General features: G+C 60.5%; 14 protein-coding genes. 12 read left to right on the top strand and 2 right to left on the bottom strand.

All coding sequences use genetic code 11. The features are described 5' to 3' along the window. Positions 1–192 precede the first annotated feature (192 nt). From C9383_RS26575 to C9383_RS26565, 3 genes are all read left to right on the top strand, one after another. Entirely contained in the window at positions 193–1983 is a 1791-nt protein-coding gene (locus C9383_RS26575; RefSeq protein WP_090368615.1) for a DUF1302 domain-containing protein, read from the top strand. Positions 1984–2010: 27 nt separating this feature from the next. Beyond that, complete coding sequence (locus C9383_RS26570) at positions 2011–3369, top strand: DUF1329 domain-containing protein (protein WP_090368617.1); 1359 nt, start codon at positions 2011–2013, stop codon at positions 3367–3369. 393 nt (positions 3370–3762) lie between these two features. Continuing rightward, a complete protein-coding gene (locus C9383_RS26565) occupies positions 3763–6258 on the top strand; it encodes a LuxR C-terminal-related transcriptional regulator (RefSeq protein ID WP_090368619.1) in 2496 nt (831 codons plus the stop codon). Here the strand turns inward: C9383_RS26565 and C9383_RS26560 are convergent. After that, a complete protein-coding gene (locus tag C9383_RS26560) occupies positions 6255–7130 on the bottom strand; it encodes a helix-turn-helix domain-containing protein (protein WP_090372309.1) in 876 nt (291 codons plus the stop codon). The genes C9383_RS26565 and C9383_RS26560 overlap by 4 nt on opposite strands. A 136-nt stretch (positions 7131–7266) precedes the next feature. On the opposite strand from C9383_RS26560, the gene C9383_RS26555 reads away from it, so the two are divergent. Next, a complete protein-coding gene (locus C9383_RS26555) occupies positions 7267–8166 on the top strand; it encodes a DMT family transporter (protein WP_090368620.1) in 900 nt (299 codons plus the stop codon). Between the two features lie 128 nt (positions 8167–8294). Here C9383_RS26555 and norR read toward each other — a convergent pair whose 3' ends face one another. Further along, a complete protein-coding gene (norR, locus tag C9383_RS26550; protein ID WP_090368623.1) occupies positions 8295–9845 on the bottom strand; it encodes a nitric oxide reductase transcriptional regulator NorR in 1551 nt (516 codons plus the stop codon). A 147-nt stretch (positions 9846–9992) separates the two neighbouring features. On the opposite strand from norR, the gene hmpA reads away from it, so the two are divergent. The 8 genes from hmpA to queC all read left to right on the top strand — a co-directional run bounded on the left by hmpA (position 9993) and on the right by queC (position 18339). After that, the gene (gene hmpA, locus C9383_RS26545) at positions 9993–11174 is read left to right on the top strand and encodes an NO-inducible flavohemoprotein (RefSeq protein ID WP_090368625.1); all 1182 of its coding nucleotides are present in this window, start codon (positions 9993–9995) and stop codon (positions 11172–11174) included. 161 nt (positions 11175–11335) lie between these two features. Continuing rightward, on the top strand, positions 11336–11842 hold the full coding sequence (locus tag C9383_RS26540) for a disulfide bond formation protein B (protein ID WP_060754368.1): 507 nt from the start codon (positions 11336–11338) through the stop codon (positions 11840–11842). 792 nt (positions 11843–12634) lie between these two features. Then, positions 12635–13576, top strand: coding sequence for a ubiquinol oxidase subunit II (gene cyoA / locus C9383_RS26530; RefSeq protein ID WP_090368627.1), 942 nt, complete (start codon positions 12635–12637; stop codon positions 13574–13576). Between the two features lie 3 nt (positions 13577–13579). Beyond that, on the top strand, positions 13580–15598 hold the full coding sequence (gene cyoB, locus C9383_RS26525; protein ID WP_090368629.1) for a cytochrome o ubiquinol oxidase subunit I: 2019 nt from the start codon (positions 13580–13582) through the stop codon (positions 15596–15598). 3 nt (positions 15599–15601) lie between these two features. Then, complete coding sequence (locus C9383_RS26520; RefSeq protein WP_060754365.1) at positions 15602–16228, top strand: cytochrome o ubiquinol oxidase subunit III; 627 nt, start codon at positions 15602–15604, stop codon at positions 16226–16228. Continuing rightward, complete coding sequence (cyoD, locus tag C9383_RS26515; RefSeq protein WP_060754364.1) at positions 16228–16563, top strand: cytochrome o ubiquinol oxidase subunit IV; 336 nt, start codon at positions 16228–16230, stop codon at positions 16561–16563. Before C9383_RS26520 ends, cyoD begins: the two co-directional genes overlap by 1 nt. 11 nt (positions 16564–16574) lie before the next feature. Beyond that, positions 16575–17462, top strand: a complete 888-nt coding sequence (gene cyoE, locus C9383_RS26510) for a heme o synthase (RefSeq protein ID WP_060754363.1) — start codon at positions 16575–16577, stop codon at positions 17460–17462. A 178-nt stretch (positions 17463–17640) separates the two neighbouring features. Next, positions 17641–18339, top strand: coding sequence for a 7-cyano-7-deazaguanine synthase QueC (gene queC / locus C9383_RS26505; protein WP_090368631.1), 699 nt, complete (start codon positions 17641–17643; stop codon positions 18337–18339). Positions 18340–18562: the final 223 nt, after the last annotated feature.

Here is an 18562-nt window from a genome sequence, read left to right as displayed (position 1 = left end):
GGCAACAGTTGCCGGTGTGCCATCCATCCCTCTGATAACGGGTCATCTACCCGATCCATGGCCCCGCCCGCAGCCCGGCCAGAGCGGCTGTTCATCCTTTCGAGCGACAACGCGAATACCTCCTTGGTGCGCTTATCCCTCCTGGCGAGCGGCAGTAGGGTGGAGCCTTCTGTCACTCACCGGGGAAGACGCATGACAAAAACAACAATGCGCGCCATCTTCACGCCACAGGCGCTCGCCGCAGCGGTTGCACTGGGCTGCTGTGCCCAGGCCCAGGCGGTTTCGTTCAATATTGGCGAGGTCGAAGGGCAATTCGATTCTTCGCTGTCGGTCGGCGCCAGCTGGGGCATGCGCGATGCCGACAAGAAGCTGGTCGGCGTTTCCAACGGTGGGACGGGGCAGGCGTCCACCGGGGATGACGGGCGGCTGAACTTCAAAAAGGGTGAAACCTTCTCCAAGATTTTCAAGGGCATTCACGACCTGGAGCTCAAGTACGGCGACAGCGGCGTGTTCGTGCGCGGCAAGTACTGGTACGACTTCGAACTGCAAGACGAAGACCGCGAATTCAAGCCGATCAGCAATAACCACCGTGACGAGGGCGCGCGCTCTTCCGGCTATGAGTTGCTCGATGCCTTCGTGTATCACAACTACTCCATCGGCGACCTGCCGGGCGCTGTGCGCGTCGGTAAACAGGTGGTGAGCTGGGGCGAGAGTACGTTTATCGGTAACTCGATCAACAGCATCAACCCCATCGACGTCTCGGCCTTTCGCCGTCCGGGCGCTGAAATCAAGGAGGGGCTGATCCCGGTCAACATGCTGTTCGCTTCCCAGAGCCTGACCAATCAGCTCTCGGTGGAAGGCTTCTACCAGTTGAACTGGGAAAACACCGTGGTGGATAACTGCGGCACCTTCTTCGGCAACGACGTGGTTGCCCATGGCTGCAACAACAACTACACCGTCGGCAGCCCGGCGATCGCGCCGTTGCAGCCAGTGGCGGCGGCGTTCGGCCAGGGCTTCCAGGTCACCCGCGAAGGCGTGGTGGTGCAGCGTGCCAAAGACCGCGAAGCCCGCGATGGCGGCCAGTTCGGCGCGGCGTTGCGCTGGCTGGGGAATGACACCGAATACGGCCTGTACTTCATGAACTACCACAGCCGTACGCCCACCGTGGGAACGATTACCGCCAACACCAACCTGGCGACCATCGGGCGTATCGCCAACGCTGCCAACGCCATTGCCCCCGGCTCCGGCGCGGGGCTGGCCCAAAGCACTATGCTCGGTCGCGGCCAGTATTACCTCGACTACCCGGAAGACATCCGCCTGTACGGCGCCAGCTTCTCCACCACCTTGCCGACCGGCACGGCCTGGACCGGAGAGATCAGCTACCGCCCCAACGCACCGGTGCAACTCAACACCACCGATTTGACCCTGGCGCTGGTCAACCCGATTGCCGGTAATACCGCTTCGCCGATCCGCAGCTCGTTCGGCTCTGACAACTCAGGCTATCGCCGCAAGGAAATCACCCAGATCCAAAGCACCATGACCCAGTTCTTCGACCAGGTGCTGGGCGCCGAACGCCTGACCCTGGTGGGTGAGGCGGCGTTCGTGCACGTCGGCGGCCTGGAAGCCAAAACCAAGCTGCGCTATGGCCGCGACTCGGTGTTCGGTGCCTACGGGTTCCAGGGCGATACCGACGGTTTCGTCACCGCCAACTCCTGGGGTTACCGCGCCCGGGCGATCCTGGACTACAACAACGTGTTCGCCGGGGTGAACCTCAAGCCCAACCTGTCGTGGTCCCATGACGTCAGTGGCTACGGCCCCAACGGCATTTTCAACGAAGGCGCCAAGGCGATCAGCGTCGGCGTGGATGCGGACTACCGCAACACCTATACCGCCAGCCTCAGCTACACCGACTTCTTTGGTGGCGACTACAACACCCTGACCGACCGCGACTTTATCGCCCTCAGCTTCGGCGTGAACTTCTGATCTGGTTTTAAGGAAGGACAAGAACCTATGCGTAAGCTATTTGCAGTGATGGCGCTGAGTGTATTGGCCGCCAACGTGATGGCGGCGGTGTCGCCTGAAGAAGCCGCCAAGCTGGGCACGACCCTGACCCCGGTCGGCGCCGAGAAAGCCGGCAACGCCGATGGCTCGATCCCGGCCTGGACCGGCGGCATTCCGAAAAATGCCGGAGCGGTGGACAGCAAGGGCTTCCTGGCCGACCCGTTCGCCAGTGAAAAACCGCTGTTCGTGATCACCGCAGCGACGGTGGACAAGTACAAGGACAAACTCTCCGATGGCCAGGTGGCGATGTTCAAGCGCTACCCCGAAACCTACAAGATCCCGGTGTACCCCAGCCACCGTACGGTCAACCTGCCACCGGACATCTACGAGTCGATCAAGCGCAGCGCGCTGAACGTGCACGCCATCAACGACGGCAACGGCCTGGAGAACTTCACCGGCAACCGTTACTACGCGTTCCCGATCCCCAAGAACGGCGTGGAAGTGCTGTGGAACCACATCACCCGTTACCACGGCGGTAACCTCAAGCGCATCATCACCCAGGCCACCCCGCAGACCAACGGCAGCTACACGCCGATCCGTTTCGAGGAAGAGGTGGCGGTGCCCCAAGCGATTCCGGATATCGATCAGGCCAAAGCGGCCAACGTGCTGAGCTTCTTCAAGCAGTCGGTGACCGCGCCGGCGCGCCTGGCGGGCAACGTGCTGCTGGTGCACGAAACCCTCGACCAGGTGAAGGAACCGCGCCTGGCCTGGATCTACAACGCCGGCCAGCGCCGCGTGCGGCGTGCACCGCAGGTGTCCTATGACGGCCCGGGCACGGCCTCCGACGGCCTGCGTACCACCGACAACTTCGACATGTTCTCCGGCGCTCCGGATCGTTATGACTGGAAGCTGATTGGCAAAAAAGAGATGTACATCCCCTACAACAGCTACAAGCTTGATTCGCCGACCCTCAAGTACGACGACATCATCAAGGCCGGGCACATCAACCAGGACCTCACCCGCTACGAACTGCACCGCGTGTGGGAAGTGGTCGGCACCGTCAAGCCGAGTGAGCGGCACATCTACGCCAAGCGCCACATGTACATCGACGAAGACAGCTGGCAAGTCGCGCTGGTGGACCACTACGACGGCCGTGGCCAGCTGTGGCGTGTGGCCGAAGGCCATGCACAGTTCTACTATGACCACCAGGTGCCGGCCTACACCGTGGAAACCCTGTACGACATCATCGCCGGGCGCTACATCGCCTTGGGCATGAAGAACGAGGAGAAGAGCAGCTTCGTGTTCGGTTTTGCGGCCAAGGCTGCGGATTACACCCCGGCGGCGTTGAGGTCCGAGGGCGTTCGATAATGCCTGTTTGAAACGCAATAAAAATGTGGGAGGGGGGCAAACCCTAATGCCAGTCAGTTAAAGGGTGGGATGTAGAACACGTCATCCGTAGTGAGCGGGCTTGCCCCGCGCTGGGTGGCGCAGCCGCCCCAAACCCAGGCACCTCGGTTCTTCTGAAATACCGCGGCGTCTTTGTTGGGGCGGCTTTGCCACCCAGCGCGGGACAAGCCCGCTCACTACAGAGTTTGGCCGCGGCAGGTTCTCTTAATTGACTAGCATTAGGGCAAGCCCCGTCCCACATTTGGTTTTGTGCATGGCTGACAATCAGTGTGCTGAATACTTCTTCAATAACCCCTCACCACAGGACTAGGGTAGGCCCCAGATCGCATAACAATAAAAAAGCAGGATGCAGCAATGACTGCCATGACACGCTGCCTGGACCGTCCTGGATTCATGCCCCGGCTGTCCGCCCATCATCTGTTGCGACCACGCCTGGCCGAGCCGTTGCTGGCCGCGTCGGCCCGGGTGAAGCTGCTGTGCGCGCCCGGTGGCAGCGGCAAAAGTGCGCTGCTGGCCGAGTGTGCCTTGCAGGCGCCGGCAGGCTGCCAGGTCTATTGGCTGCCCCTCAATGGCGCCGCGCTCACACCCTTGGAGTTCTGCCGGCGGTTGGCGCAGAACCTGGGTCTGTCTTTTATCGACGAAGCTACCTTGTTGCTCGACCTTGGCCGCTGGCAGCCGCCGGGTTGGGTGTTCCTCGATGATTTTTGCCGTGTGCCCGCGCCCGAACTGGACGCCTTGCTTGACCGCCTGCTCAGCGCCGCCAGCCCGGCACTCACCTGGTGGCTGGGCGTACGGCGGCGCCCAGCGTGCAACTGGCCACGCCTGCTGCTCGACGATGAGCTGTGGGAGTGCCACGAGCTGCTGTTCAGCCCAGCGGAAATCCAGCGATTGCTCGGCGACGGGTCGACCCTCGAGCGTGTGATGCAGTTCAGTGGCGGCTGGTGCGCCGGGGTGCGCATTGCCTTGCTTGGCGACGGTCATCCCGACAAGACCTTGCTCGACTACCTGCAACATGAGCTATTCAGCACCCTGCCTGCTGAATTGGCCGAAGCCTGGCGCGTGCTGGCCCACATGCCACGCTTTAATCCGGGGTTATGTGAGCACCTGTTCGGCTTCGGTGACGGTGACCACTACCTGCGCGAGTTGCAGGCCCTCGGTGCGTTCATCCAGCCCTGGGAAGACACCCCGGACTGGCTGCAGGTATTCCCGCCTCTGGCGCGACTGCTGCGTGAGACGCCCTGGCCGGCCAAGCGCTCCTGGCATCGACGCGCCTGCCAGTGGTTCAGCGCAGAAAGCGACTGGCAAGCCGCCTTTGAACAGGCGCTGCTGGCCGAAGAGTACGAAGTGGCGGTCAGCCTGTTGCAGCATTTCAGTTTCGAGGATTTGTTCCGCGGGGAAAACGCCGTGCTGTTGTTGCGCCTGCATGAGCAGCACGGGGATGAATTGATGTTGGGCTCGGCGCAACGGGTCGGGCTGATGACGGCTGCCTTGCTGTTTGCAGGGCGCTTTGAACAAGCAGGCCTGTGTATCGACCAGCTCGCACGGTTTACGCCGCAGCCGACGGCGGCGCAGCAGTGCCATTTGCTGGCCCGTTGGCAGGCCCAATGGGGCTGGCTGTTGCATCTGGGCGGCGATGCCGAGCACTCCCGCGAGCATTTTCTGGAAGCGCTGCAAGCCTTGCCCGACAGCGCTTGGACCTCACGTTTGATGTGCCTGTCGGGCCTGACCCAGCAAGCCTTGCTGCGCGGTGAACTGGACGTGGCTCAAGCCTTGAATCGTGAAGCTCTGTGCCTGGCCCGTGCCCATGGCTCGCTGATCCTGGAGGCCCTGCTTGAGCTGGATCATGCTCAATTGCTGGAGCAGCGCGGTGCACCCTATCGGGCCCAGAGCTTGCTGGAGACGGTACAGGCCATGCTGGTTCGCCAGCGGCTCAAGGCCGGGCCACTGGCCGGGCGTATCGCCCTGCGACGTGGGCACCTGGCGTTGCGCCAAGGGCAAGACGCGCTGGCGACCGAGTGTTTCACCGAAGGGTTGAACCTGTGCCTGCACAGCCACGACAAGCGCGTGCTGTATGGATTTCTCGGTTTGGCGTTGCTGGCGGCCAACCATGGCGATTACGCCCAGGCCTTTATCCAGTTGCGTGACGCCGAACGGCTGATGCAGCAACGCCATGTGCCGGACACGGTCTACCGCGCCGTGCTGTTGTTGGTCAGCGGGCATTTCTGGTTGCAGCAGGGGCGTGCCGAACTGACGGTAGAGGCGGTGCGTCGGGTATTGCGTCACTTTCGTGGCCCCCAGGCTCGCCAGGCGCCGCCGGCCACCCTGGAACTGGTGCCGCGCCTGGAGTACCTGCTGGTGCTGGCCGAGGTCAAGCTGGGTTGCGCCGATCAACCTATCGCACGCCTCAATGCCCTGCTCGAGACCACTCGCCAGCGCGGCATGCTGTGCCTGGAAACCGAATTGCACCTGGTGCTGGGTGAAGTGGCCTGGCAGTTGGGCGACCCGGCGCTGGCCCGCCATGCGCTGCAAACCGGGCAGGCGCTGGCGCAACGTTGCCAGGTGCAGCAGGCGCTGCGCGAGCTGCGTTTGCGCTCGCCTGGGCTGTTGAGCGAATTGGGCCTGGAGACGCCAGTGTCACCAGCGGGCGCGGCGGACAATCCCCTGAGTCAGCGTGAGCTGGAAGTGTTGCAGTTGATCGCCCTGGGCAACTCCAACCTGGAAATCGCCGACCGACTGTTTATTTCCCTGCACACCGTCAAAACCCATGCCCGGCGTATCCATAGCAAACTGGGCGTGGAGCGACGAACCCAGGCGGTGGCCAAGGCCAAGACCTTGGGCTTGATGGCCTAGCTGCGCAAGGCCTGGCGGTATTCACCGGGCGTGGCGCCCAGGGCCTGGCGAAAACGATGGGTGAAGTGGCTGGCGCTGGAGAAGCCGCACATCCAGGCGATCTCACCCAAGGGCAATCCGCCGCCGCGCAGAAGGGCTTGCGCACGCGCCAGGCGTCGCGCCAAGAGATACTGATGGGGCGGCAGGCCGAAACTCTGGCGGAACATCCGCGCAAAATGGTATTCCGACAGCGCACACAGCCCGGCCAGCTGGCCCAGGCTGATCGGGTCTTGCAGATGCTGGTCGATGTACTCGATCAACAGCCGGCGCTGATGGGCCGCCAGCCCGCCTTTCAACCGCAGCCCGTCGCGTGCGCCAACCTGGCTGAGCAGGGTGTGGCTGAGCATTTCATGGGCCAGGCTGCTGGTCAGCAGGCGTTCGCCGGGCTCATGCCAGTTCAGGGCGATCAAGCGGTGAAAGCGGCGGGCCTGGGCGGCATCTTCCAGGAAGGTGCTTTCGCGCAGTTGCAGCGCGCGTGGCTCACGGTCAAGCAGTGTGACGCAGCCCAGGGCAAATTGCTCCGCGCTGAAATACACATGGGCCAGGCGAATTTCGCCGTTGATCACCCAGGCCGACTGATGCTCGGCGGGCAGGATGCACAGCTTGTCCGGCCCGCCCTTGGTGCCCGGCTGGTCACGCCGGAACGTGCCGGTGCCGCCGCCGATGTAGCAAGACAGGGTGTGATGGTCGGGCGCCTGGTAATCCTGGGCATCGTGGTGGTTGCTCCACAAGGCCGCGGACAAACCGTCACCGAGCTCGGCGCAGGCTTCCAGGCGTGCGTTGGGCGAGCGGTTAAGGGACTGAAAGACCTGCAGCGATTCCAGGGTTGGCATGGCGTATTCTCCGGCGCCTTGCATCCTACTCCGGGCGGTCGGCGCTGTGATCCCACCGCCCGACAAAAGCGCAAGAATGTGCAAGCGCAGTTGCCAGGGCGGCGGCGACACTGTGGCTCAATCGACGGAGCCCGCTATGAACCTTTTCCTGTATTTACTCACGGTGCTGATCTGGGGCACTACCTGGATTGCCCTCAAATGGCAGTTGGGCGTAGTGGCGATTCCGGTGTCGATCGTCTATCGCTTCGGCCTGGCGGCGTTGGTGTTGTTCGCGTTGTTGCTGCTCAGCCGCAAGCTGCAGGTGATGAACCGGCGCGGGCACCTGATTTGCCTGGCCCAGGGGGTGTGCCTGTTCTGCGTCAACTTCATGTGTTTTCTCACCGCCAGCCAGTGGATTCCCAGCGGGTTGGTGGCGGTGGTGTTTTCCACGGCCACGCTGTGGAACGCCTTGAATGCCCGGGTGTTCTTCGGCCAACGGGTCGCGCGTAACGTATTGATGGGCGGCGCGCTGGGGTTACTGGGCCTGGGCCTGCTGTTCTGGCCGGAGCTGGTCGGGCATACCGCCAGCCCGCAGACCTTGCTCGGCCTGGGCCTGGCGTTGCTCGGCACGATGTGCTTTTCGGCGGGCAATATGTTGTCGAGCCTGCAGCAAAAGGCCGGGCTCAAGCCGTTGACCACCAATGCCTGGGGCATGGCGTATGGCTCGGCGATGCTGGCGACCTACTGTGCCGTGCGCGGTATCCCGTTCGATATGGATTGGAGTGCACGTTACATCGGCGCGCTGGGGTACCTGGTGATCCCAGGTTCGGTGATCGGCTTTACCGCCTACCTCACGCTGGTCGGCCGCATGGGGCCGGAGCGCGCAGCTTATTGCACGGTGCTGTTCCCGGTGGTGGCGCTGAACGTGTCGGCGTTTGCCGAGGGCTATCAATGGACCGCGCCGGCGCTGATGGGGTTGGTGCTGGTGATGTTGGGCAATGTGCTGGTATTCAGAAAGCCCAAGCCGACATTGACTCCAGCGCGCGCCACTGCTTGAAGTAGTGAGCGGGCTTGCCCCGCGCTGGGGGGCGCAGCCGCCCCAAACCCAGGCACCTCGGTCTCCTGAAATACCGCGGCGTCTTTGTTGGGGCGGCTTCGCCCCCCAGCGCGGGGCGAGCCCGCTCACTACGGTTTGAGGCCCAGGCGTTTGGCCAGGCGGCCCAGGTTGGCGCGGTCCAGGCCCAGTTCGCGGGCGGCGCCGGCCCAGTTGTGCTGGTGGCGCTCCAGGCAGGCGCTGATCAGCTGGCGCTGATAATGCTCGGTGGCCTGGCGCAGGTCGCCAGTCACCGTGGGGGCCGGTGCGGGTGGCGTTTCGACCTCAGGCGACGTGCTGATGTCGGGCAAGTCCAGGTCCTGGGCACTCAGGCTCAGGATCTTCGGGCGTTCGCGGCAGTTGCCCAGGGCCTTCAGGGCGCTGCGTCCGATCAAATGCTCCAGCTCGCGTACATTGCCCGGCCAGTTGTAGGCCAATAGCGCTGCCTGCGCGTCGCTGCTCAGGCGCAGGCTGCCCAAGCCCATGCGCGAGCGGTTCTGCTCCAGGAAGAACCCCGCCAACAGCAGCACATCGCGGCCACGCTCGCGCAACGCCGGCACTTGTAGCGGGTACACGCTCAGGCGGTGGTAAAAGTCGGCGCGGTAACGGCCATTGCGGACTTCTTCGGCCAGGTCGCGGTTGGTGGCGGCGATGAGGCGCACATCCACCTGGTGCTCTTTGTCCGAGCCCAGGCGCTGCAACTGGCCGCTTTGCAGTACGCGCAGCAGTTTGGCTTGTACGCTCAGCGACAATTCGCCCACTTCGTCCAGAAACAAGGTGCCGCCATTGGCCAGCTCGAACTTGCCCCGGCGCTCGTTCAACGCGCCGGTGAAGGCACCGCGCACATGGCCGAACAGTTCGCTCTCCACCAGCGTCTCCGGCAGCGCCGCGCAGTTGAGGCTTATCAGTGGTTTTTCGGCGCGGTGCGAAGCGGCGTGGAGGGCTTGCGCGACCAATTCCTTGCCCACCCCGGTTTCGCCGGTGATCAGCACGGTCAGGTCGCTGCTGCCCACCAGCTTGATTTCCTCCTCCAGGCGCTTGTGGGCCTTGCTCTGGCCGATCATTTCCTTGTGCTGCTGGCCGCTGGCCTGACGATAAATCTCGGCGCGCTGGTGCTCATCTTCGGCACGCAGGGCCAGGTGTTCGATACGTGCGGCGACGTTGACGGTGGCGGCCGCGAGGCTGGCGAAGGCTTGCAGGGCATCCAGTTCGACGCGCTCGAAGCGCTCGGTATCCAGGGCGTCGAGGGTCAGCAGGCCCCAGGGGTGATCGTCGACAAACAGCGGGCATCCCATGCAGTCGTGCACTTGCAGATGCCCATGCACGCCATCGACCAGGCCGTCGTAAGGGTCGGGCAGTTCGCTGTCGCTGTCGAAGCGGGTCGGGCCGGGGCTGCTCAACAGCACGGCAAAGCGCGGGTGTTCGCTGACCTTGAAACGCCGCCCGAGGGTATCGGGGCTCAAGCCGTCGACCGCCAAGGGCACCAGCCATTCGCCGTCCAGGCGCAGCAACGCGGCGGCATCGCACGGCAGCAGGGCGCGCATGGCTTGTAGCAAGCGGCGGTAGCGCTCGCCCTCAGGCAGCTCGCGGGACAAGTCGGCGACCAGAGGCAGCAGGGTCGTGAGCAACGATTGCGCAGTCATAATGACTCCTTGTAGTCCTTATGACTATAAGTTGTGGTAGGTCATACTGACTACAAAATATTTAAATAATTGAAAAATAACCAATAAAAAGTTGGCACGAATGCTGAGTAGGTAAGGGCAATCAGTAAGAAGACCCAGGAGTCAGCCATGCTTAGTGTCCAAGACCGTGCCATCGTCAAATCCACTGTGCCCCTGCTGGAAAGCGGCGGCGAAGCCCTGATCACGCATTTCTATCGCATGATGCTCAGCGAATACCCGCAGGTTCGCCCATTGTTCAACCAAGCCCACCAAGCCAGCGGCGACCAGCCTCGGGCCCTGGCCAATGGCGTGTTGATGTACGCGCGGCATATCGACCAGTTGGACCAACTGGGCGACCTGGTGGCGAAGATCATCAACAAGCATGTGGCCTTGCAGATTCTGCCGGAACACTACCCGATCGTCGGTGGCTGCTTGCTGCGCGCCATCGCCGAGGTGCTGGGCAGCGAGATCGCCACCCCTGAAGTGCTCAGTGCCTGGGGTGCGGCTTATGGCCAGTTGGCGGACATCCTGATCGGCGCCGAAGCCGCCATCTACGACGAGAAAGCCCAGGCCCCGGGCGGCTGGCGCGGTGCGCGGCCGTTTATCCTGGTCAAACGGGTGGAGGAGAGCGATGAGATCAGCTCCTTCTATTTCGCCCCGGCGGATAACGGCCCGATCCTGGCGGCCGCACCTGGGCAATACATCGGCATGAAGCTGTTGCTCGACGGCGAGGAAGTGCGCCGCAACTACTCCCTTTCGGCCCTGACCGATAAGGGCCTGTACCGCATCAGCGTCAAGCGTGAAGCCAATGGGCGGGTCTCCAATTACCTGCATGACCAGATGCACGTCGGCGCGACTATCGAGCTGTTCCCGCCGGCGGGTGAGTTCACCCTGGCGGCCAGCGACAAGCCGCTGGTGCTGATCAGCGGCGGGGTGGGTATCACACCGACCTTGCCGATGCTCGAAGCGGCCCTGGCGACAGCGCGGCCGGTGCATTTCATTCACTGTGCGCGTAACGGCGGGGTGCATGCGTTTCGCGACTGGGTGGATGGCCTGGCTGCCCAACATCCCCAGCTCAAGCGCTTTTACTGCTATGCCGAGGATGACGGCGTGAGCGCGGCGGCGGACAAAGTCGGCATGCTGACCCGCGAGCAACTGGCGGCGTGGTTGCCTGAGCAGCGTGATGTGGATGCCTACTTCCTGGGGCCTAAAGGTTTCATGGCGGCGATCAAGCGCCACCTCAAGGCATTGGGTGTGCCGGAGAAGCAAAGCCGCTATGAATTCTTCGGCCCGGCGGCGGCGCTGGAATAATTTCGCGGGAACAACGCTGTTCAATGTGTGGGAGGGGGCAAGCTCCTCCCACATTTGGATCTCTATTTGCCCAGATTAATCTGCTGTTAACCCTTGTCTGTTTAAACCACTCCCTGTGTGTAAACTTGCGGCCATTGGCACAACGACAAAGGGAAACGGGGATGAGTGACGAATTGCGTTTAGGCAGGGAGCGACGCTTTCTGGTGTTGCTGGGCATCATCTGCCTGGCGCTGATCGGCGGGGCGCTGTACATGCAAGTGGTGCTGGGCGAGGCGCCGTGCCCGCTGTGCATCCTGCAACGCTATGCCTTGCTGTTGATCGCGGTGTTCGCGTTCATCGGTGCAGCCATGCGTACCAAGGGCGCGCTCACGTTCTTCGAAGGGTTGGTCGTACTCAGTGCGCTGGGTGGCGTCGCCGCCGCGGGGCATCATGTGTACACCCAGTTGTTCCCCGAGGTCAGCTGCGGTGTGGATGTATTGCAGCCGATTGTCGATGAACTGCCGCTGGCCAAGGTGTTCCCGCTGGGTTTCCAGGTCGATGGCTTTTGCAGCACGCCGTACCCGCCGATACTCGGCCTGTCCCTGGCGCAATGGGCACTGGTGGCGTTCGTGCTGACGGTGATCCTGGTACCTCTGGGCATTTACCGTAACCGTCAACGCAACCACTGAGTCGCTGACGAAAACGCCCCGGTCCTTCTTGAAGGAAGGCCGGGGCGTTTTGCTTTGTAGGGATTTTGTGAAACTGCCGTGACAAGGAGCAATTTCAGGTGCGCGCAGTGTGCGACATGTTGTCACACGGAGGCTGTCGCAGGACGTTTCCGAGCCGTGCCACAGGCCATTAAATTTGCGCCAAACACGCAAATTGTGCTGTCAATTCGTGGCGTGTAAGACCGCGCAAAGCGTGCAGTGTTCCAGTGCCGGAGCAGTCTGCGAATGCCTTGTTTTATGGGCACTTGCTCGCGTTTAGCATGCCCTTACAGGCTGTAAGGGATGTGGCCCTTTGCCCAATAACACGGCAATTTTTGTGGTTTTTGTTGAGAATCGAACGCGATAAGATCGCGAACCGTTGCAAGAATGGTGAAGGATTATTGCTGTAATCGATAAAAATTATTTCTTTATAAGACATGGTTTATACATCGCTAGCTAACTACAATCGCCCGCACTGAATGTCCGGTGCTGTTCAATATTTGAGCATTGGAGCGGTCGAGGAGCAGATGGAAGGCTCTGTGCGACCCCAGGTTCCGGCAGCCTTTCAACTATCCGCACCAAATGGAATTGGTCTGTAACAAGGCCTTTAACCACGAAATCGAATAAGAACTCACTGCAGGTCCGTGAAACGTACATATATGACGTGATGGGCAGGCTCTTATTCAATCGAAGAGAAATGCCAACCCTTGGCAGGGTGAAGTGTTGGCGATCAAAACCCAACTGCATTGCGCAAGCTGCTTTAGAGGTCGTGAGATGAGTAAAAACAGGTACCCCCGATTACTAGGCTTTTTGCCGCTGCTTGGCATGTTGTTAATGCTGGGAGGCTGCAAGTGGACCTTGCTCGACCCAAAAGGACAGGTCGGTCTGGATGAACGAAACCTGATCATCACCGCCACCCTGCTGATGCTGCTGGTCGTGGTTCCTGTGATCATCATGACCTTCGCCTTCGCCTGGAAATACCGCGCGTCGAACACCAGCGCCACCTACGCGCCGAAGTGGTCGCACTCCACCAAGATCGAAATCGCGGTGTGGCTGGTCCCGATCCTCATCATCATTGCCCTGGGTTATGTGACCTACAAGTCCACCCACGCACTGGACCCATACCGTCCGCTGGAATCCGACGCCAAGCCGATCAACATCGAAGTGGTCGCGCTGGACTGGAAGTGGCTGTTCATCTACCCGGACCTGGGTATCGCCACCGTCAACAAGATCGTATTCCCGGAGCACACCCCGGTTAACTTCAAGATCACCTCCGACGCCGTGATGAACTCATTCTTCATCCCAGCCCTGGGCGGTCAGATCTACGCGATGGCAGGCATGCAGACCAAGCTGCACCTGATCGCCAACCAGAAAGCTGAAATGGAAGGCATCTCCGCCAACTACAGCGGTGCTGGCTTCACCGGCATGAAATTCAAAGCGATCTCGACGAGCCAGGAAGATTTCAACGCCTGGGTAGCCGAAGTCAAGGCCGCACCTAAACAGCTTGATCAAGCTGAATACGACGCCCTGGCCAAACCAAGCCAGAACAACCCAGTCGCTCTGTACTCCGCGTATGAGCCGAACCTGTTTCAGAAAATCGTCGACAAGTACGAAGGTATGAAGCCAGGCAAGCCGGTCAAGCACGAGAAGAAAGAAGTGGCCGTGGTTGAAGGTGCTGACACGGGCTCGCATTCAACTGCTGGGGCAGAGGAGTAAACGATGTTTGGTAAATTAAGTTGGGATGCGGTCCCGTTCCACGAGCCGATCGTGATGGTGACCATCGCCATGATCGCGCTGGGTGGTCTGGCACTGGTTGCAGGTATCACGTACTTCAAGAAGTGGTCCTACCTGTGGACCGAATGGCTGACTTCGGTCGACCACAAGAAAATCGGCGTCATGTACGTCATCGTTGCCATGGTCATGCTGCTGCGTGGTTTTGCCGACGCCATCATGATGCGTACCCAGTTGGCCATGGCCACCGAGGGTTCGCCTGGCTACCTGCCACCTGAACACTATGACCAGATCTTCACCGCTCACGGTGTGATCATGATCATCTTCATGGCGATGCCATTCTTCACCGGCTTGATGAACCTTGCCTTGCCGCTGCAGATCGGTGCGCGTGACGTTGCCTACCCGTTCCTGAACTCCCTGAGCTTCTGGCTGCTGGTTTCCGGCGTGGTGCTGATCAACGTTTCCCTGGGCGTCGGCGAATTCGCCAAGACCGGTTGGGTTGCGTATCCGCCACTGTCGGGCATTCAGTACAGTCCGGGCGTGGGTGTGGACTACTACATCTGGGCGCTACAGCTATCAGGGCTCGGGACGACGCTGACGGGGGTCAACTTCCTGGCCACCGTCCTGAAAATGCGCGCCCCTGGCATGAAACTGATGGACATGCCGATCTTCACCTGGACCTGCACCTGGGCAAACGTCCTGATCGTGGCTTCGTTCCCGATCCTGGCCGCTACCATGGCGCTGCTGTCGCTTGACCGTTACCTGGATTTCCACATTTTCACCAACGAACTTGGTGGCAATCCAATGATGTACGTGAACCTGTTCTGGGCATGGGGTCACCCTGAGGTGTACATCCTGATCCTGCCGGCGTTCGGTATCTTCTCCGAAGTGATCTCGACCTTTACCGGCAAGCGCCTGTTCGGTCACCACTCGATGGTCTACGCTTCCGGCGCGATCTCGATCCTGGGCTTCATGGTTTGGCTGCACCACTTCTTCACCATGGGTTCGGGTGCCAGCGTCAACGCCTTCTTCGGCCTGGCAACGATGCTGATTTCCATCCCGACGGGGGTGAAGCTGTTCAACTGGCTGTTCACCATCTATCACGGTCGTCTGCGCATGACCAGCCAGGTTCTGTGGACCCTGGGCTTCATGGTGACCTTCGCCATCGGCGGCATGACCGGCGTACTGCTGGCCATTCCGGGTGCTGACTTCGTACTGCACAACAGCCTGTTCGTGATCGCTCACTTCCACAACGTGATCATCGGTGGTGCGGTATTCGGCTACATCGCTGGTTTCGCCTTCTACTTCCCGAAAGCGTTCGGCTTCAAGCTGCACGAAGGCTGGGGCAAGGCTGCGTTCTGGTTCTGGATCTCGGGCTTCTTCGTTGCATTCATGCCGCTCTATGCTCTGGGCTTCATGGGCATGACCCGTCGTCTGAACGCCACTACCAACCCTGAGTGGGTGCCGTACCTGTACGTCGCCATGTTCGGTGCGTTGATGATCGCAGTGGGTATCGCCTGCCAGCTGATCCAGCTGTACGTCAGCGTGCGTGATCGCAAGCAGAACATGTGCGAATCCGGTGACCCATGGAACGGCCACACCCTGGAATGGTCGACCTCGTCGCCACCTCCGTTCTACAACTTCGCCGTGATCCCTACTGCGAACACCATTGATGCGTTCACCGAAGCCAAGGAAAACGGTACTGCGTACCAGAAGCCTAAGCACTACGAACCGATCCACATGCCAAGCAACACCGCCACTGGCGTGGTGATGGGCGGCCTGTTGACCGTATTCGGTTTCGCGATGATCTGGCACATCTGGTGGCTGGCAATCGTGAGCCTGGTCGGCACTATCGGTTACTTCATCATTCACGCTGCCCGTGATGATCAAGGCTACATGGTGCCGGTCGAGACGATCGAGCGCATCGAAGCCGAGCAGCACGCTCGCCTGGTAGCCGAGAAGAAGATTCCGGCCAACCGTGTAGAAACCTCGTTGGAACAGGCTTAAACCATGTCGAACTTAGTGACCAATGCTGGACACGCCCATGTCGATGACCATGGGCACGATGACCATCACCACGACTCGGGGCCGATGACCGTTTTCGGTTTCTGGCTCTACCTGATGACCGACTGCATCTTGTTTGCGTCGATCTTCGCGGTGTACGCGGTACTGGTAAACAACACTGCCGGTGGCCCGTCGGGCCACGACATCTTCGAACTGCCTTACGTGCTCGGCGAAACCGCCTTGCTGTTGTTCAGTTCGATCACCTACGGCTTCGCCATGTTGGCCTTCTACAAGGGCAACAAGAAAGGCGTACTGAGCTGGTTGGCACTGACCTTCCTGTTCGGCCTGGGCTTCATCGGCATGGAGATCAACGAGTTCCATCTGCTGATCTCCGAAGGCTACGGCCCGCACCGTTCCGGCTTCCTGTCCGCGTTCTTTACGCTGGTAGGTACCCACGGTCTGCACGTGTCGGCAGGTCTGCTGTGGATGGCGGTGATGATGTATCAGGTCAATAAGCACGGCCTGACCAACACCAACAAGACTCGCCTGAGCTGCCTGAGCCTGTTCTGGCACTTCCTGGACGTGGTCTGGATCTGCGTATTCACCGTTGTCTACCTGATGGGGACTCTGTAATGGCTAATGCACACTCCCATGACAGCCACGATGCAAGCCACGGCAGCGTCAAGTCTTACGCTATCGGCTTCATCCTGTCGGTCATCCTGACCCTGATCCCGTTCGGCCTGGTGATGTACCCAACCTTGCCGAAGTCGATCACCTTGATGATCGTCCTGGCGTTCGCGGTGATTCAGGTTCTGGTTCACCTGGTGTACTTCCTGCACCTGGACCGCTCTGCGGCCCAGCGTGAGAACGTGATTGCATTCGTGTTCGCAGGCCTGGTGATCGTTCTGTTGGTTGGTCTGTCGCTGTGGATCATGTTCAGCATCCACACCTACATGATGGCGAAGTGAGGTAAGACCCGATGTCGCTTAAGCACTTTATCCAAATCACCAAACCGGGGATCATTTTCGGTAACGTGCTTTCTGTGGCGGGCGGTTTCTTCCTGGCCTCCAAGGGACATGTCGATCTGGCCATCTTCCTGGCTGCAATGATCGGCACGTCCCTGGTGGTAGCTTCCGGTTGTGTCTTCAACAACTGCATCGACCGTGACATCGATATCAAGATGGAACGCACCAAGAACCGCGTGCTGGTGCAGGGGCTTATTTCCCTGAAACTGGCACTGGTCTACGCGACCGTCCTGGGTGTTGCCGGTGTGGCCCTGTTGTACAAGGTGGCCAACCCGTTGGCGGCGCTGTTTGCCGTGATCGGCTTTGTCATCTACGTCGGCCTCTACAGCCTGTACCTCAAGCGCAAGTCGGTTCACGGCACGCTGGTGGGCAGTCTGTCGGGGGCGATGCCGCCGGTGATTGGTTATGTGGCTGTGACCAATAGCTTCGACATGGCCGCGCTGACGCTACTGGTGATGTTCAGCCTGTGGCAGATGCCGCATTCCTACGCCATCGCGATTTTCCGCTTCAATGACTACCTGGCTGCCTCGATTCCGGTTCTGCCGGTCAAGCGTGGCATCCAGGTGGCCAAGAAACACATCCTGCTCTACATCCTGGCCTTCCTCCTGGCGACCTTGATGTTGACCTTCAGTGGCTACGCCGGCATGAGCTACCTCGCCGTTGCGGCCGCGATGGGCATGTACTGGTTGTACATGGCCTGGACCGGTTACAAGGCGGTGGATGACACCGTCTGGGCGCGCAAGCTGTTCGTGTTCTCGATCTTCACCATCACCGCGCTGAGCGTGATGATGTCCCTGGATTTCCAAGTACCGAAAGAGCTGTTGCTGACCTACGCACACTGAGTCTTGGAGCAATGAAAAACCCCGCCTTCGAAAGAAGCGCGGGGTTTTTTATATTTTGGCTTGCCTGCGAAAAACCTGAGGGCGTCGTGCCAAACCGGACTCGCTGCGTTATCGTTATCGTTTTTCGCGAGCAAGCTCGCTCCTACACCCACATTCTACAAATGCAGGAAGCGCAGAGATGAGTAAAAAAGCCGTTGTGGTCTTCAGTGGCGGGCAGGATTCGACGACCTGTCTGATCCAGGCCTTGACGCGGTATGACGAAGTGCACTGCATTACCTTCGATTATGGCCAGCGCCATGTGGCGGAAATTGAAGTCGCCCAGCAGCTTGCGAAGCAGTTGGGCGCCACCGTTCACAAAGTGATGGATGTGTCTTTGCTCGGCGAACTGGCCATCAGCAGCCTGACCCGCGACAACATCCCAGTGCCGACCGTGAACAGCTCGGGCGAAAGCCTGCCAAGCACGTTTGTGCCGGGGCGCAATATTCTGTTCCTGACCCTGGCGTCGATCTACGCCTACCAGGTGAAGGCTGAAACCGTGATTACCGGCGTCTGCGAAACCGACTTCTCGGGTTACCCCGATTGCCGCGATGAGTTCGTCAAGGCGCTGAACAAGGCGCTGGAACTGGGCATGGAATACAAGCTGCACCTGGACACCCCGTTGATGTGGCTGAACAAGGCCGAGACCTGGGCACTGGCCGACTATCACAACCAGTTGGAGCTGGTGCGCCACCAGACCCTGACCTGCTACAACGGCATCATCGGTACGGGGTGCGGTAACTGCGACGCGTGCAACCTGCGTGCACGGGGCTTGAATGACTACCTGCAGAACAAGGCTGAAGTCATGCAGAGCCTGAAGCAGAAGTTGCAGCTGAACTAAGCGGATACCCGTTAGGGTCCCCTGTGACAACGTCGCGCCTTGACCGACTTGTAGTGAGCGGGCTTGCCCCGCGCTGGGTGGCGCAGCCGCCCCAACAAGAACGCCACGGTGCCTCAGAAAGACCGAGGTGCCTGGATTTGGGGCGGCTGCGCCACCCAGCGCGGGTGTAGAACCGTAGACATCGTTTACATCTGAAACCGGGGACATCGTTTACACATTTGAA

Source organism: Pseudomonas palleroniana, from assembly GCF_003031675.1.
Classification (GTDB): domain Bacteria; phylum Pseudomonadota; class Gammaproteobacteria; order Pseudomonadales; family Pseudomonadaceae; genus Aquipseudomonas; species Aquipseudomonas palleroniana.
This window is presented reverse-complemented; position numbering and strand designations above follow the sequence as displayed.

Coding starts and splice junctions, on each gene's coding strand:
- C9383_RS26575 (WP_090368615.1), top strand. CDS start 193: ATGACAAAAACAACAATGCGCGCCATCTTCACGCCACAGGCGCTCGCC.
- hmpA (WP_090368625.1), top strand. CDS start 9,993: ATGCTTAGTGTCCAAGACCGTGCCATCGTCAAATCCACTGTGCCCCTG.
- queC (WP_090368631.1), top strand. CDS start 17,641: ATGAGTAAAAAAGCCGTTGTGGTCTTCAGTGGCGGGCAGGATTCGACG.
- C9383_RS26540 (WP_060754368.1), top strand. CDS start 11,336: ATGAGTGACGAATTGCGTTTAGGCAGGGAGCGACGCTTTCTGGTGTTG.
- cyoE (WP_060754363.1), top strand. CDS start 16,575: ATGTCGCTTAAGCACTTTATCCAAATCACCAAACCGGGGATCATTTTC.
- norR (WP_090368623.1), bottom strand. CDS start 9,845: ATGACTGCGCAATCGTTGCTCACGACCCTGCTGCCTCTGGTCGCCGAC.
- C9383_RS26560 (WP_090372309.1), bottom strand. CDS start 7,130: ATGCCAACCCTGGAATCGCTGCAGGTCTTTCAGTCCCTTAACCGCTCG.
- C9383_RS26520 (WP_060754365.1), top strand. CDS start 15,602: ATGTCGAACTTAGTGACCAATGCTGGACACGCCCATGTCGATGACCAT.
- cyoB (WP_090368629.1), top strand. CDS start 13,580: ATGTTTGGTAAATTAAGTTGGGATGCGGTCCCGTTCCACGAGCCGATC.
- C9383_RS26565 (WP_090368619.1), top strand. CDS start 3,763: ATGACTGCCATGACACGCTGCCTGGACCGTCCTGGATTCATGCCCCGG.
- cyoA (WP_090368627.1), top strand. CDS start 12,635: ATGAGTAAAAACAGGTACCCCCGATTACTAGGCTTTTTGCCGCTGCTT.
- cyoD (WP_060754364.1), top strand. CDS start 16,228: ATGGCTAATGCACACTCCCATGACAGCCACGATGCAAGCCACGGCAGC.
- C9383_RS26570 (WP_090368617.1), top strand. CDS start 2,011: ATGCGTAAGCTATTTGCAGTGATGGCGCTGAGTGTATTGGCCGCCAAC.
- C9383_RS26555 (WP_090368620.1), top strand. CDS start 7,267: ATGAACCTTTTCCTGTATTTACTCACGGTGCTGATCTGGGGCACTACC.